The organism is Streptomyces sp. NPDC087906 (assembly GCF_055584925.1).
This window is the reverse complement of sequence record NZ_JBVJLC010000003.1, coordinates 728,826-743,268: the sequence shown is the minus strand read 5'-3', so window position 1 is coordinate 743,268 and position 14,443 is coordinate 728,826. Positions and strand designations below refer to the sequence as shown.

Sequence of the window (14,443 nt, the reverse complement as noted above, 5' to 3'; positions counted from 1 at the left end):
TAGACCCCTCAATGACCCCATGGCGCTCGACAGACCCATAGTTCGGGGCCAAGGCGGCAGGTTAGGTATGTTTCACCTAGTGCGCCGGGCCAATAGGCGGCGGGTGGTCCGGCATACCTCCCGCGCCGCCTACCCGGGTAAGGTGGTCCGGCTGCGTTGTGTGACGGGGAAAGTCAGGCACTTGGTGGACAACGACCTACAGGTGAGTCGGCACTCCGACATGCCCATCTACCGTCAGATCGTCACCCAGGTGTCGTTCATGATCGAGACCGGCGATCTTGAGGTCGGCCAGACCCTGCCCAGCGCCCGGTTGCTCGCGGACAACCTGCAGATCAACCGCAACACCGTGGCCCGTGCCTACGCGGAGCTGGGTGAACTGGGCCTGGTCGAGAGCCGTGGGCGCAGCGGTACGACGGTGGTGGGCACCGGCCTGACCCAGGAGAGTTCGCCCACCCGCGACCGGGCGCGCGCGGTGCTCGAATCGGCGGCCAGGGAATGCATCGCCCTCGGCCTGTCGGCCCTGGAGGTCCAGACGCTCGTGACGAGCCTCGCGAGGCGGGCGGAGGAAGATCTCCTCAAGGTCTCGTTCGTGGAGTGCAACGCTGACCGGGCCAGTTACTTCGCGAGTGAACTCGGTGTGCATGTCGGTCTCAAGGTGAAGCCCCTCGTGCTCGGCGAGTTCACGTCGGACGAGGAGCAGGCCGACCTCGTACTCACCACGTTCTTCCATCTGGCCGAGGTGCGCAGGCTGTTGCGCAGGCCGCAGACCGAGGTGGTCGCCCTCGTCGTCGCACCCCATGTGCAGACGCTGGTGCAGATCGCTTCTGTCGCCAAGAACGGCAAGGTCGGCATCTGCTACTACACCGACAACCAGGCCGTCAGCATCCGGGACTCGCTGACGCAGTCGGGGATCAGCAACATCAAGGTCCTCGACGGGGCCGACGACCCGGACATCGCGGACATGGACCTCGTGGTGGTCCCCAACAACATGCCCGAACTGAAAGCGCGCTTCGACGGGCGGGTCAAGGTGATCGAGTTCGGCAACGTACTGGACGCCGCGTCCATCCGTATGGTCACCCAGGTCGTCGGCGACATGCAGGCCGCCAAGCGGACTCCCGCCCCGGTGGCCTCGGACGGCTGAGCAGGCCAAGGGCACGGACGGCTGAGCAGGCCGGGGGCCGCTGAGCCGCGTACGGCTGAGCTGCGCGGGTACGGCTGGCTGCCGGGCACCGCGCTTTGTCTTCCTCGGCGCCATCCGGGAAAGTGCAAGCTATGACAAGCACGCAGAACGCACCGGCAGCACCGGCAGCACCCGTCGAACCGACTCGGACAGCCCGACCCCGGACCGGATCCCAGGGGTTCGACCCCGCTGTCGACAGCGCCGACGAGGATACGGTCCTCGACGAACGCATCCGGCGCACCAGACGCCGGCTGGAACGGCTCATAGGCATAGCGGCCACCGAAGGCAACGCCCTGATTCCGCTGCGCAACGGGGACGAGATCTTCCACGCCATGCTGGACGGCATCAGTGCCGCCCGGCACACCGTGGACATGATGACGTTCGTGTACTGGAAGGGCGAGATCGCCCAGCGGTTCGCCGACGCGCTGGCGGACCGGGCGCGCGCGGGGGTCCGGGTGCGGCTCCTGCTGGACGGCTTCGGGAGCCGGCTCATCGACAAGGAGCAGTTGGCGGTGATGGAGGAGGCCGGTGTGCAGGTGACCTGGTTCCGCAAGCCCCTCTATCTGTCGCCGCTGAAGCAGAACCACCGCTGCCACCGCAAGGTCCTCGTCGTGGACGAGGAGACGGCCTTCACCGGCGGGGTCGGCATCGCCGAGGAGTGGTGCGGCGACGCGCGCAACCCGGACGAGTGGCGCGACACCCATGTGAAGGTGCGCGGACCGGCGGTGGACGGGCTGGCCGCCGCGTTCGCCCAGAACTGGGCCGAGTGCCACGACGAACTCTTCGACGACCGGGACCGGTTCATCTCCCCGGCCGCGCAGGGCGAGGCCGTCGTACAGGTGGTGCGCGGGTCGGCCAGCTTCGGCTGGCAGGACATGCAGACGCTGTTCCGGGTGGTCATCGAGTCGGCGGAGGAACGGATCCGGCTGGCCACCGCCTACTTCGCGCCCGACGCGTACTTCATCGGGCTGCTGTGCGCCGCGGCGCGCCGCGGTGTCGAGATCGAGATCCTGCTGCCGGGCCCGTACACCGACAAGCGGGTCTGCCAACTGGCCGGGCAGCGCTACTACGAAGACCTCAACGCCTGCGGCGTCAAGATCTTCCAGTACCAGCCGACGATGCTGCACACCAAAGTCATCACCGTCGACAGGACGATGTCGCTCATCGGCTCGACGAACTTCAACCGCCGCTCACTCGACCACGACGAAGAGGTCATGCTCGCCGTGCTCGACCGGACGTTCACGGCGACGCTGGACGAGCACTTCACGGAGGATCTGGCACACAGCGAACTCATCGGGGCGGGCCGCTGGAAGCGGCGCTCACCGCTCCAGCGCGCCAAGGAGGCGGCGGTCGTACCGATCCGCCGCTTCCTCTGACGCGGGACGTTTCAGTGCGGGACGACGTTTCAGTGCGGGACGCTCTGCGCTTCCGCGAGGGTGCCGTACGTGTTCAGGACGGCGTCGACACCGACGATGCTGAACAGCCGGTCCAGGGGCGGCCGCAGGCCGACGATGCGCAGATCGGTGCGCTGGTGGGTGCGGAGCAGCAGGTTCAGGAAGGTGGAGTCGCCGAAGGTGACGTCACTGATGTCAAGTATCACCGCGGGTGCCTCGGCGGTGGCTGCCTGGAGTTGGACGTCGAGCGGTTTCAGATTGTCGGCGTCCAGGTCACCTGCCGCGGTGACGACCGGCAGTTGCGTGGGAGCGTGGTCGCTTGTCGACATGGGCCCAGTATGTCGAAGACCGGGTTGCTCCGGGGCAACGCGGTGAGCTGCGTCAGGCAAAGAGCCGGAACCGAGCCGCAACCGTGATCTCCCTCATCGCTGCCCCCAGTTCCGTGTAGCTGCGGGGATCGGGGTAGAAGCAACCAGTCGGCGGATATGGTGCGTCCTGCACACCCGATGCCCGTGCTTCGCGCGGTGCAGCGGTGGAAGTCCGTCAGCAGGATCCTCCAGTGGGAGATGGTGACGTGCGGAGCAGTGAGAGCTACCCGGGGGAGCCTGGTGCGGTAGCCGCTGCCCGGCACTTGGTGGCGCGCTTCCTGTCCCGGGTGGGCATGGGCGGTGCGGCGGCGGCCGAGCAGACCGTCCAGATCATGCAGTTGGTGGTCTCGGAACTGGTCACCAACGCCGTGCGGCACACCGACGGCCCGTGCGGTGTCGACCTGGAACTGACCGGCCAGACCCTGGCGATCACGGTATGGGACACCTCACCGCAGCTCCCGGTGGTGACGGAGCCCGACCCGACCCGGGTGGGCCGGCACGGGATGGAGATCATCACCGCGCTGTGCGGGGGGTTCCAGGTGGCCCGCCGCGAGGTCGGCAAGCAGATCACCGTACGCCTGCTGCTGGCGGACGCGGCCGTGTGACGGAACGGCCGGCCAGGCCGGGGCAGGCCAAGCCAAGGCAGGTTGGCAAATCAGGCCAGCTCAGGTCGGGTCGGGCCACGCCAGGCCAGGTCGCGCCACGTCAGGTCAGGTCGCGCCACGTCAGGCCGGGCCAGGCCATGTCAGGCCAGCTCAGCTCAGCTCAGTGACGCGCTCGCCGCGCGCAGTTCGGCCAGGGCCGTCAGGATGTGCCCGGCGAGTCCGTCCTCGTCGCCGCGCTCGCCCTCGGCCCATTCCGCGTACCCCCGCTTGAACGCGAGAAGGCCCAGCTCACCCGCGAGGGCGGCGGTCGGATCCGGTACGCCGCGGGCGACAAGGGCGGTGGTCATCGCGGCGGCCAGGCTGACGCTCTTGAGGGCGTCGCGCTCCTGAAGCTCGGTGCTGGCGGCGACGGCCGCCTTCAGCCGCGGGGCGAGTTCCCGGTTCATGGGACCCATCACACCGGAGGCGCGCTCAAGACCGGCGGCGACCGCCGCCAGCGGGCCGGCGTCGGCGGGTGCCTCCGCGATCCCCTCGGCCAGCAGCCGGCTCAGCGTCTCCTGCCCGGCCACCAGCAGCTCGCGCTTGTCGGGGAAGTGCCGGAAGAAGGTGCTCTTGGTGACTCCCGCGCGCTCGGCGATCTGCGCGACCGTCGTGGCGTCGTACCCCTGCTCGGTGAACAGGTCGACGGCAGCCACGACGAGGCGTTCCCGTGCCCCTGCTTCCCACCGCGCCATATGGTCATCATACGTGATGGGACTCTTGTCCCATCACCCTGTTACGCTGATGGGACAAGAGTCCCATCACTCGCGGGAGAGTTCCATGCGCGTCTTCGTCACCGGCGGTACCGGTCTGATCGGATCCGCCGTCGTCGCCGAACTGCTCGGCAACGGCCACACCGTCCTCGCCCTCGCCCGCTCCGACGCGTCAGCGCGCGCCGTCGAGGCGGCCGGTGCGCAGCCGCTCCGGGGAAGCCTCGCCGACCTGGACGTCCTTCGTACCGGCGCAGCGCAGAGCGAAGGGGTGATCCATCTCGCGTTCGGCAACGACTTCAGCAGCCCCGAAGCCGTCGCCACCTCGGTCGCTGAGGAAAGCGCGGCCATCGCCGCGCTCGGTGAGGAACTCGTCGGCAGCGACCGTCCGTTCGTCACCGTCTCGGGTACGCCCTGGGTGCCCGGCCGCGTCTCCACCGAGGCCGACCCGCTGCCGACCGACGGACCCGTCGGCGGTCGTGGCCGCGCGGTCACCGCGCTCCTCGACCTGGCCTCGCGCGGCGTCCGAACGACAGCCGTCCGCATGCCGCGTACGGTGCACAACCACGGCGAGGGCGGGTTCGCCGGAATGCTGACCGGTATCGCGCGGCAGAGCGGAGTGTCCGGTTACGCGGGCGACGGCGCGCAGCGCTGGCCGGCCGTGCACGCGCTCGACGCGGCCGTCCTGTTCCGGCTCGCCCTCGAAAAGGCACCGGCCGGCACCTCCTGGCACGCCGTGGCCGACGAGGGGGACGCGGTGCGCGACATCGCCGCGGTCATCGGCCGCCGGCTGAACCTGCCGGTCGAGTCGGTGCCGCCGGAGACGTACGGCCCGCTCGGGGCGATCTTCGCGATCGACCAGCCCTCGTCCAGCACGCACACCCGGCAGGCGCTCGGCTGGGAACCGAAGCACCCGAGCCTGCTGGCGGACCTGGAGAACATCCAGCCCTGAGGGCGCGCGCCGCCACGACACGCACGGGGGCCGCACATCCTGCCGCCCCGGCCGGGCGGTTCAGGCGTCCGTCAGACTCTGCTCGGCCCAGATGGTCTTGCCGCTCTCCTCGTAACGCGTCCCCCAGTGCCGGGTGAACGACGCGATCAGGAACAGCCCGCGGCCGCCCTCGTCCTGGAGCCTGGCGTGCCGCAGGTGCGGGGCGGTGTCCGCGTCGTCCGAGACCTCGACGGTCAGTGTCCGGTCGAGGATCAGCCGCAGCCGGATGGGGCCCGTCGCGTGGCTGAGCACATTGGTGGCGAGTTCGCTGACCACCAGGTCCGTGGTGGGCGCGTGCTCGTCCAGGCCCCACTCGGTCAGCCGGTGGTGGGCCGCGCGCCGGGCCTCACGTACCGAAACGGCCTCCGCGGGGAAGGTCCAGGAGGCGACGTGGTGCGGGTCCAGCCGGCCGAGCCTGGCCGTCAGGAGCGCCATCCCGTCCCGCGAAGCGCCGCGCAGCAGCTTGTACGTCGCCGAGTCGCAGACCTCCTCGGGAGTCGCCGAGGCGTCGGTCAGTACGTCGCGCAAACGGCTGAGGCGCTCGTCAGCCTCCGCCGGATACCGGCCCGCGACGCTGTCGGAGTACAGACACAGCAGGCTCCCCACCGCCACATCGACGGTCCGCATCTCGTACGGGGTGCCCTGGCCGAGCGGCGCCCCGCGCGGGACCTCCACCGTGCTGACGTTGCCTGCCGGGTCGGCGAGCAGCGGGCCGTCGTGCCCCGCCGACGCCAGGGCGCACCGCCGGCTGACGGGGTCGTACGTCACGTAGAGGCACGAGGCGGTGAACGGCGGCCGGCCGCGGTGCCGGCTGCCGGGGTCCGCTTCCTGCTCGCGGCCCAGGCTCTGCGAGACGTCGTCGAGGTGTGCCATGAGTTCGTCGGGCGGCAGGTCCATCGAGGCGAGCGTGGAGGCCGCGGTCCGCAGCCTGCCCATCGTCGCCGACGCCCACAGGTCCTCGCCCGGCACATAACCGAGGACCAGGCCCACCCGGCAGCTCGACAGCGGCAGGACGTCGAACCAGTGGGCTCCGTACTCACCCGGCAGGTAGCACTGGGCGGAACGCACCGCCGCCACCTGCGGTGGTGTCCGGGGCAGCAGGCTGCGCTGCAGCTCCGTCGCCACGGCGTGCTCACGGGTGAAGCGGCGCGCGTTGTCGATGCACAGCGCGGTGACGCCCGCGATCTGCGTCGCGAGCGCCACGTCGGCCTCGTCGAAGGGCTCGGGACGTGCGCCGTCCCGGTAGAAGGTGGCCATCCCCAGCACCAGCCCGTGGACGGTCAGCGGTGCGGCGATGAACGAATGCACACCGGTCCTGGCGATGAACTCGGCGCGCGGCCGGTCCGGCGCGAGCCAGTGACCGTACGGCGCGACCGACGCGAGCAGCCGGGGCCGCAGATCGCTCAGCGCCTGGGTGTATGGCGTGGGGAACGCGTAGTCGCTGGCGCTGCCCACCGGATAGGCGCCGTACGTACCGTCGTGGGACTGGAACGCGGCGCGCCGCATCGGCAGCCGACCGCTCACCGGGCCGATCGGGGCGTCACCCGACAGAACTGACTCGACCACATCGACGGCGACGGTGTCGGCGAAGCCGGGGACGGCCGTGTCGGCGAGTTCCTGCGCGGTGCGCAGCGCGTCCAGATGGCTGCCGATACGCGCACGCGCGGTGCTCAGCAGCTCAAGACCCGCCCGCTCGCGAAGCTGCTCGGTGACGTCATGCACCATCGCGGCGGCGCCGGTCGTCCGCCCGCCGTCCCGCAGGGGGTAGCCGGTGACGACGTACTCCCGCCGCTGCCCCGCGTCGGACCGCGGATGCGCGGTCATCGGCCGGTCCTCGACGGTCGCCCCGGTACGCAGCACCTCGTCGACCACGGCCGACACCGGAAACCCCTCGTCCAGCTCCCTGACGTCGGCGCCGATCACGGCGGCCGCCGGCCGGTCGCGCATGCGCAGCACGGCGGGATTCGCCCGGAGGACCCGGAAGGCGGTGTCATACACCTCAAGCCCGGCCCTGGCCTGGTCAAACAGCGCCTCGACACTGCCGGCCCCGTCCGCGCCGGGATTCCCGGCGGAGCTGTCGGCGGAGCCGTCGGCAGGGCTGCCGGGGCTGCCGGGGCTGCCGCTCATCGGTCCGACCGCCGGTGCTGTTGGCGTGGCATGGTCGACCTCATTTCCCCTCGACACATCCAGTAAAGGCATCCGCCGGTGTCTTCGCCACCGCTCTGGGCGCCAGGGGGTGCGAGGCGGGGTGATGTCCGGGGGTACGGTCCCGGGCATCACCCCGCCGAGTTGCGCGCTTGTTCGGTCTGTTCGGCCTGTTCGCTCTTGTTCGGCCTGTTCAGCCCTTTCGGTCTGTTCCTCCTGATCAGCCGGTGATTTTGAAGGTGTTCGGTGAGTCGTTCCGCTGGGCCACCTGGCCCGGGAGCAGGTTCTGGATCGTGTTGCCGGTGAACTTGCCCGTGCCGGTCACGCCCGCCGCGATCAGGATTCCCTGGGTCGCCGGGTGGTCGATCGTGTTGTTCGTCAGTGTGACGTTCGCGCGGGTCTTGTCGACCATGAGGCCCGTGCTGAGGGAGCCGCGGATGATGTTGTTGCTCATGGTGACGTTCGTGTAGGCGGTCGGGAACAGCGAGGTGGGGCCGGGGGAGCCGATGTGTGCGCCCTGGCGGGGGCCGTTCCAGCCGCCGCCGCCGTTCAGGACGTTTCCGGTGATCGTCGCGGACTCCAAGGGGTGTCCCGAGTCGCCGAACACACTGACTTCCAGGGCGTTGTTGGACGACACACTGTTCACCAGGTTGTCCCGTACCTCGACGTTCTTCCCGCCCGCGACCCGGATGCCGTTGGCCCACCACGGCGCTACCGCCGCGTTGTTGAGGATCTTCGCGCCGGTGATCTGGCCGTTCTTGCCGTCGGCGCCCGCGTCCGAGTACGTCGCGAAGGAGTCGTCACCGGTGTTGCGGGCGAAGTTGTTCTTGACCGTGATGTTGTTGCCGAGCTTGTCCGGGCTCGGGGTGTTGCCGTTGTTGATGTTGAAGCCGTCGCCGTAGCTGTCCGCTGTCCGGCTGTTCTGGACCACGCCGTTGCTGCCCGACAGCCAGTTGGCGTCGACATGGCGCGTCCAGATCCGGTCGACCTGCCAGCCGCCCGCGCCGCTCGCGTTGATGCCGTAGTCCGAACCCCCACTGCCGCCGATGTCCCGCCAGACGGCGTTGGCGTCGATCTGCAGGTCCGTCAGTGTGGTGCCCGAACCCACCGTGATCTGCGACCGCCACGCGTTGGCCGGAAGGGGGACCTTGCGGTAGATGGTGGTGTACCACATACCGGCGCCCTGCACCTTGACGCCGGTGAAGTCCAGCGGCTTCGAAACAAGGCTGTTCGTCAGGTACTTGCCCTGCGGGATCCACACCGACTTCTGCTGCGTGCGGGCCGCGTTCACCGTGTTCTGGATGGCGACCGTCGAGTCCTTGCCGAAGTTCGGATCCGCGCCGTTGCTGACCACCGATATCGAGTTGGCGGGCTGGGCCAGGGCCGCGCCCACGTTCTCCAGGTCGACGGAGTCGACGTCGTACACGGCGGCCGTATTGGCCGCGTCCTTCTGGAGTTTGACGGTGCTGCCCGCGGCGATGGGGGCGCCGGTGACCCGGACGGGGAACTCGTTGTAGAAGCGGTACGCCACCCCGCCCGCGTGCGGGTCGTCCGGGTTGGTGGTCGCGCCGCGGTAGTTCCACGCCTGCCGGGAGCTGAGCGCGATCGCCTGGCGGAACGTACCGTTCACGTACAGGTTCAGTGTCGCGTCGATACCGCCGCCCGCCGGCGCGTCCGGGATCGAGGCGCGCACCACGAGGCTGTTGGCGGCCTTGCCCGTGTTGTTCGGCAGGGTCACCGAATCGCCGTTGGCCTTCAGCTCCGTCAGGGCGTAACCCGAAGCCTCGGTCTCCAGGGAGGCTGCGGTCGGCTTCGGCGCTCCCGGGCTGATGGAACGGACCCGGGCGCCGCCGCCGAGGGTGCCGGACTCGGCTTCGACCGTCACGAAAGGCGTGGTGGCCCCGGCTGCCGCCGCGAGCGTTGCGGTGGAGGCTGCGGCGGTGATGTCCGTGGGCGCTTCGCCGCCTGGCTGTGCGGTCAGGACGCCCGCGGTGAGCAGTGCGGCACCGCACAAGCCGGACAATATTCTTCGGTACATGTGTCACCCCTTGATGGGTTCAGTGACGTGTGGGGGGTGGTGACGGATCGTCACGGTAAACGCTTTCTATTCTCAACGGCCAGCATCTAGGCGCCAATGTGGGATGTCAAGACTCGTGAAGCTGGTTCCGTCCGGTCCGCTCAGTGGAATACGGAAAGCGCTTGTTTCCGCGCGGCGCTAGCATCGCTTGGTGAGCGCGACACACGAAGTGGCCGTACTGGCCTTCGACGGGATGGCGCCCTTCGAGCTGGGCGTGGTGGTCGAGGTGTTCGGCCTGGCACGTCCTGAGCTGGGTGAGCTGCCCTGGTACGACCTGCGGGTGTGCGCGCAGGAGCCCGGCCGGGACCTGCGGGTCGTCGGCGGGGTCACCATGCGCGCCGAGTACGGGCTGGCGGAGCTGGCGGCGGCGGACACGGTGATCGTGCCGGGCGTCGCCGAGGTGGGCGGAGAGGTTTCCCCCGACCTCGTCGCCGCGCTGCGCCTGGCGCACTCGCGCGGCGCGCGCCTGGTGTCGATCTGCTCGGGCGCTTTCGCCGTCGCCGCGACCGGCCTGCTGGACGGCCGCCGCGCCACCACCCACTGGCGGTACGCGCGCACCCTCGCCGAACGCCATCCGGAGATCGAGGTGGATCCCGGCGTGCTGTACGTCGACAACGGAGACATCCTGAGCAGCGCGGGCAGCGCCGCCGGCATCGACCTCTGCCTCTATCTCGTACGGTCCGACCACGGCGCCGCGATCGCCAACACCGTGGCCCGCCGCTTCGTGGTCCCGCCCCATCGCGAGGGCGGCCAGGCGCAGTTCATCGAGGCGGCCGTCCGGCCCGTCAGCGAGGACCGCGACGGCGTGGCGTACAGCATGGCCTGGGCGCTGGAGCGGCTGCACACCCCGCTGAGTGTGCCGATGCTGGCCCGTGCGGCGAGCATGTCGGAACGCTCCTACCTGCGGCACTTCACCCGGCGCACCGGAACCAGCCCGATGCGCTGGGTCGTCGCCCAGCGCGTTGCGGCGAGCCTGCCACTGCTGGAGTCGGGCGAGGGGTCGGTCGGCGAGGTCTCCGCGGCCGTCGGTTTCGACAGCGCGGCCACCTACCGCCACCACTTCGGCAGGGAGATGCGGACGACACCGACGGCGTACCGCAAGGCGTTCGTGCGGACCGCCGGATAGGGTCTCGTGCGGACCGCCGGTAAGGGTCTTTCGTTTGGACGGATAGGGTCTTTCGTTTGGATCGAGGCGGGTCCGCAGGTCAGTGCTCGGCCGCGGCCTCGATGCGGCTGCGCTCGTTGGCGCGGTCGATCTCGGCCATGTGCTCCTCGGCCCAGGCGCGTACGGCGGCCAGCGGTCCTTCCAGCGACAGGCCGAGCGGGGTGAGCCGGTAGTACACCCGCGGCGGCACCGACGCCTCGACCCGGCGCTCGACGAGGCCGTCCCTGGCCAGCCCCTGGAGCGTGACCGACAGCATCTTCTGCGAGACGCCGGTCATCCTGCGCTGCAGTTCCGCGAAGCGCACCTCGTCGGGGGAGGCCTCGGCAAGCACCTTCACCGCCATCGACATCCACTTCGTGCCGATCCTGTCGAGCAGCCGGCGGGTCTTGCACCGCGGGTCGAAGAGATCGCCGCGCCCGTCGGGGGAGCGCCGTGTCGCGGGGGAGGTCACCCGAAGCTCACCACCTGAGTCAGAAGTGCCGTCTTGGCAATCCCCACTCTAGTTACCTACCGTTTTCTTGTCACCATTGGTAACTGCCTGAAAGGCGGTCCTGTATGTCTGTCGCGCTACGCCGGGTCACGGCCAACGGCATCGACCTCAACGTGGCCGTCGCGGGCGAGGGTCCGGCCGTCCTGCTGCTGCACGGCTTCCCGCACACCTGGGAGCTGTGGACCGATGTCATGGCCGGGCTCGCCGGCCGCTACCGGCTGATCGCACCGGACCTGCGCGGGTGCGGTGCGAGCACACGGGCGGTGGACGGGTACGACGCCGGTACGCTCGCGGCCGACGCCGAAGCCCTCCTCGGCGCGCTCGGTGAGACCTCGGCGGCGGTGATCGGCATCGACGCGGGCGCCCCGCCCGCCTTCCTCCTCGCCATGCGCCGACCGGACCTCGTCAGGCAACTGGTGCTGATGGAGTCGCTGTTGGGCACACTCCCTGGCGCCGAGTCGTTCCTCGCGCACGGCGCCCCCTGGTGGTTCGGGTTCCACGCGGTACCGGGCCTCGCGGAATCCGTACTCGTCGGCCACGAAGCCGAGTACATCGACTGGTTCCTCACCGCGGGCACGCTCGGTGCGGGCGTACGGCCCGACGTCCGCGACGCGTTCGTCCGCGCGTACACCGGAAGCGAGGCGCTGCGCTGCGCCTTCTCGTACTACCGCGCGCTGCCGGCCAGCGGGCGGCAGATCCAACAGGCCGCCGACGAAGGCCGGTTGACCGTACCGACGATGGCGATCGGCGCCCAGCCGGTGGGTTCGGTGCTGGAGCGGCAACTGCGGCCGCTCGCCGACGATCTCGTCGCGCATGTCGTCGAGGACTGCGGACATATCGTGCCGCAGCACCGACCCGCTGAACTGCTCGCCCTGCTGGTCCCGTTCCTCGCCGAGGGCCATGCTTAGCGGTTTCAGGGGGCTCAGCGGTGCCGAGAGGTTCAGCGATGCCGAGGGGTTCAGCGGTGCCAGGGGCGTTCGCCGATTGACGGCGACGGCAGGGGGGTCGGGCGGTAGACGTCCGGTGCGTACTGCGACAACTCGGCTTCCAGCTCGGCGAAAGTCCCCTTCGTCCAGGCGGGTCGGACGAAGCGCAGCGACAACCAGGCGCGGTCGGCAGCCGGTTCGGTGCGGCTCGGGCCCGGTCCTTCGCGGAAGACGTTCGGCACACCGCCGTATCCCGGCAGCCCCATGACGACCGTCAGTGCGAAGGACGACGGATACTCGGGCAGGACCGTCACCCAGCTCAGCTCCTCCCATCTGCGGGACCAGGTGACGCTCCCGCAGACGAAGTGCAGCCCTTGGTCGTCCACTTGGACGGAGGTGGCGCTGTCCCGGGTGTTCCTCCTGGCCACGATCGCCAAGACGACGGCGGCGATGAGGAGCATGGGGAACAGGGTCAGGACCGTGATGGCGTTGCCCATGAAGAACAGGCAGACGCAGACGACGACGAAGCCGAGGATGACGAGACGGCCGGCGGGCAGCACGGTTCCTGTGGCCCGGTACGCGGAGTCCGCAGGCGTGATGGCACCTGCGCCCGCACGTGCGTGAACGCCAGGACGCGCGCCCGCGCCAACTCGCGCGCCCACTCCCGAGCCCGTCCCGGTCCCGGCGCGGGCTCTGGGCCGGCGGGCCGGGAAGGCGGCGGGGGTGGCGGCAGGAGCGGGCGGCCGGCCCGGACGCGGCGGAGGTGCCGGCCGCCGCGCAGGGGCAGGTGCAGGGGCAGGTGTCGGTGCCGCCGGTGACGCGGACGGTGCGGGCGTGGTCCTGGTGCGGGTGTTCTGCCGGGCGGCGGCCTCGTCGACCACCGTCGGCGAAGGCGGCGGAGCCGGTACCGAAGGCCGGGACGTGTGCTCACCGCCCGCCGGGGCCAGCAGGTCCAGTACGTCCCTGGGATGCGGGCGCTTCTCCGGCTCCTTGGTGAGGCAGGCGGCGATGACGGAGCGCAGCGACGCGGGCAGCGCGGAGAGGTCTGGCTCGTCGTGGACCACGCGGTACAGCAGCGCCGGGGCCGTGCCTTCACCGAAGGGGCCCGCTCCGGTGGCGGCGAAGACGAGCACCGAACCGAGCGAGAAGACATCGCTCACGGCGCCCACCTCCTCGCCGGTGGCCTGCTCGGGAGACATGAAGCCCGGTGTGCCGATGACCGTGCCGGTGCCGGTGAGCACGGTGGCGCCTTCGAGCGCCTTCGAGATGCCGAAGTCGATCACCCGCGGACCGTCGTCGGTGACGAGGACGTTCGACGGTTTCATGTCGCGGTGCACGAGCCCGGCGCGGTGGATGGAGTCCAGCGCTTCCGAAAGTCCTGCGCCCAGACTGCGTAACTCCGCTGCGGGAAGGGGGCCTTCGTCGGCGACGAGCGTCGCGAGATCGGGTGCGGGAATGTACTGGCTGGCCACCCACGGGGTCGTGGCGTCCGGATCGGCACCGATCACCGGCGCGGTCCAGAAGCCTCCCACCCGCTGTGCGGCTTCGACCTCGCGGCGGAAGCGGTCGCGGAAGCCCGGCTGGTCGGCGATGTGCGGCCGTACGACCTTGACCGCCACCCGGCGCCCGCCGCGCGAACGGCCCAGGAAGACCTCGCCCATGCCCCCGGCGCCGAGCCTGCCGTCCAGCACGTACCCGCCGATCTCCCGCGGATCACCGGCCTTGAGCCCCTGCGTCGTCACCGAGCACCCCCGTCCTGGTCGCGAAGCAGCACCATAGTGCAGCGGCGCGGGAGAGTTGGCCACACATGCATAACGCCCTGCCACCCGTGGCAAGATGGAGCCATGACGACCAACCGAAAGGTCCATGCCGCGTAGTCGGCCAGGGCACGTCCGGGCCCAACTCCCGGACCGGCAGCGCGCACAACGAGGCGCGCGAAGCGCGGGCACGCGAACCGCGATCGACCATCTGTCCGCGTCGGCGATGTCCGAGATCGTGCGCATCGAACGCACCAGGAACTATCTGCTCCCCGGCGATACGGCCGCGGCACTGATCCGGTGGAAGGCGTATGCCCGCCGCACGAGGCGCCAGGTCTGGTACGACGACGAGTTCGGCGACACGGACCGGTACTGCTGCGGCGATCCGATCGAGGGACGCGCTCTCCTCGACCGGGTGATGGGCTCGATGTCACGGCAGGGGGCCCGCGAACTCCGCCGCATCGTCGGCGCACTTGACGCCGAGTACGACTACGGCTGACCCCTGTACGGCTGACCCGCCCAACGGCTGAGCCGCGTACGCCTGACCCGCTCACGACTGACCCGCCTACGACTCTCCCACTCACGACTGACCCGCC

Annotated in this window: 13 protein-coding genes; 7 read left to right on the top strand and 6 right to left on the bottom strand. The window is 70.1% G+C overall.

Annotated features, from left to right (window positions below; translation table 11 throughout):
• Nucleotides 1–220 precede the first annotated feature (220 nt).
• Both ACZ63I_RS12735 and ACZ63I_RS12730 read left to right on the top strand, forming a co-directional pair.
• Nucleotides 221–1,141 (top strand): GntR family transcriptional regulator, encoded by a 921-nt coding sequence (locus tag ACZ63I_RS12735; protein WP_469338060.1) that lies wholly within the window; start codon nt 221–223, stop codon nt 1,139–1,141.
• Nucleotides 1,142–1,272: 131 nt separating this feature from the next.
• Nucleotides 1,273–2,556 carry a phospholipase D-like domain-containing protein gene (locus ACZ63I_RS12730; RefSeq protein ID WP_469338058.1) on the top strand — a complete coding sequence of 428 codons (1,284 nt, stop codon included), beginning with the start codon at nt 1,273–1,275 and terminating at the stop codon, nt 2,554–2,556.
• A gap of 29 nt (nt 2,557–2,585) precedes the next feature.
• On the opposite strand, the gene ACZ63I_RS12725 is transcribed toward ACZ63I_RS12730, so the two are convergent.
• On the bottom strand, nt 2,586–2,903 hold the full coding sequence (locus ACZ63I_RS12725; protein WP_469338056.1) for an STAS domain-containing protein: 318 nt from the start codon (nt 2,901–2,903) through the stop codon (nt 2,586–2,588).
• 245 nt (nt 2,904–3,148) lie between these two features.
• Here ACZ63I_RS12725 and ACZ63I_RS12720 point away from each other — a divergent pair, with 245 nt between their 5' ends.
• A complete protein-coding gene (locus ACZ63I_RS12720) occupies nt 3,149–3,547 on the top strand; it encodes an ATP-binding protein (RefSeq protein WP_469338055.1) in 399 nt (132 codons plus the stop codon).
• A gap of 155 nt (nt 3,548–3,702) precedes the next feature.
• Here the strand turns inward: ACZ63I_RS12720 and ACZ63I_RS12715 are convergent, their stop codons facing one another.
• Nucleotides 3,703–4,281 (bottom strand): TetR/AcrR family transcriptional regulator, encoded by a 579-nt coding sequence (locus tag ACZ63I_RS12715; protein ID WP_469338053.1) that lies wholly within the window; start codon nt 4,279–4,281, stop codon nt 3,703–3,705.
• 85 nt (nt 4,282–4,366) lie between these two features.
• On the opposite strand from ACZ63I_RS12715, the gene ACZ63I_RS12710 reads away from it, so the two are divergent.
• Nucleotides 4,367–5,248 carry an SDR family oxidoreductase gene (locus ACZ63I_RS12710; RefSeq protein ID WP_469338052.1) on the top strand — a complete coding sequence of 294 codons (882 nt, stop codon included), beginning with the start codon at nt 4,367–4,369 and terminating at the stop codon, nt 5,246–5,248.
• A 60-nt stretch (nt 5,249–5,308) separates the two neighbouring features.
• On the opposite strand, the gene ACZ63I_RS12705 is transcribed toward ACZ63I_RS12710, so the two are convergent.
• Together ACZ63I_RS12705 and ACZ63I_RS12700 are read right to left on the bottom strand one after the other, a co-directional pair.
• On the bottom strand, nt 5,309–7,414 hold the full coding sequence (locus ACZ63I_RS12705) for an ATP-binding SpoIIE family protein phosphatase (RefSeq protein ID WP_469338051.1): 2,106 nt from the start codon (nt 7,412–7,414) through the stop codon (nt 5,309–5,311).
• Nucleotides 7,415–7,652: 238 nt separating this feature from the next.
• Nucleotides 7,653–9,470 (bottom strand): right-handed parallel beta-helix repeat-containing protein, encoded by a 1,818-nt coding sequence (locus ACZ63I_RS12700; RefSeq protein ID WP_469338049.1) that lies wholly within the window; start codon nt 9,468–9,470, stop codon nt 7,653–7,655.
• Between the two features lie 187 nt (nt 9,471–9,657).
• Here ACZ63I_RS12700 and ACZ63I_RS12695 point away from each other — a divergent pair, with 187 nt between their 5' ends.
• Nucleotides 9,658–10,635 carry a helix-turn-helix domain-containing protein gene (locus ACZ63I_RS12695; protein WP_469338047.1) on the top strand — a complete coding sequence of 326 codons (978 nt, stop codon included), beginning with the start codon at nt 9,658–9,660 and terminating at the stop codon, nt 10,633–10,635.
• A gap of 79 nt (nt 10,636–10,714) precedes the next feature.
• On the opposite strand, the gene ACZ63I_RS12690 is transcribed toward ACZ63I_RS12695, so the two are convergent.
• Nucleotides 10,715–11,125 (bottom strand): winged helix-turn-helix transcriptional regulator, encoded by a 411-nt coding sequence (locus ACZ63I_RS12690; RefSeq protein ID WP_469338045.1) that lies wholly within the window; start codon nt 11,123–11,125, stop codon nt 10,715–10,717.
• 104 nt (nt 11,126–11,229) lie between these two features.
• On the opposite strand from ACZ63I_RS12690, the gene ACZ63I_RS12685 reads away from it, so the two are divergent.
• Nucleotides 11,230–12,072, top strand: a complete 843-nt coding sequence (locus ACZ63I_RS12685; RefSeq protein WP_469338043.1) for an alpha/beta fold hydrolase — start codon at nt 11,230–11,232, stop codon at nt 12,070–12,072.
• A gap of 50 nt (nt 12,073–12,122) precedes the next feature.
• Here the strand turns inward: ACZ63I_RS12685 and ACZ63I_RS12680 are convergent, their stop codons facing one another.
• On the bottom strand, nt 12,123–13,832 hold the full coding sequence (locus ACZ63I_RS12680) for a serine/threonine-protein kinase (protein WP_469338041.1): 1,710 nt from the start codon (nt 13,830–13,832) through the stop codon (nt 12,123–12,125).
• Nucleotides 13,833–14,073: 241 nt separating this feature from the next.
• Between ACZ63I_RS12680 and ACZ63I_RS12675 the strand changes: the two genes are divergently transcribed.
• A complete protein-coding gene (locus ACZ63I_RS12675; protein ID WP_469338039.1) occupies nt 14,074–14,346 on the top strand; it encodes a hypothetical protein in 273 nt (90 codons plus the stop codon).
• Nucleotides 14,347–14,443: the final 97 nt, after the last annotated feature.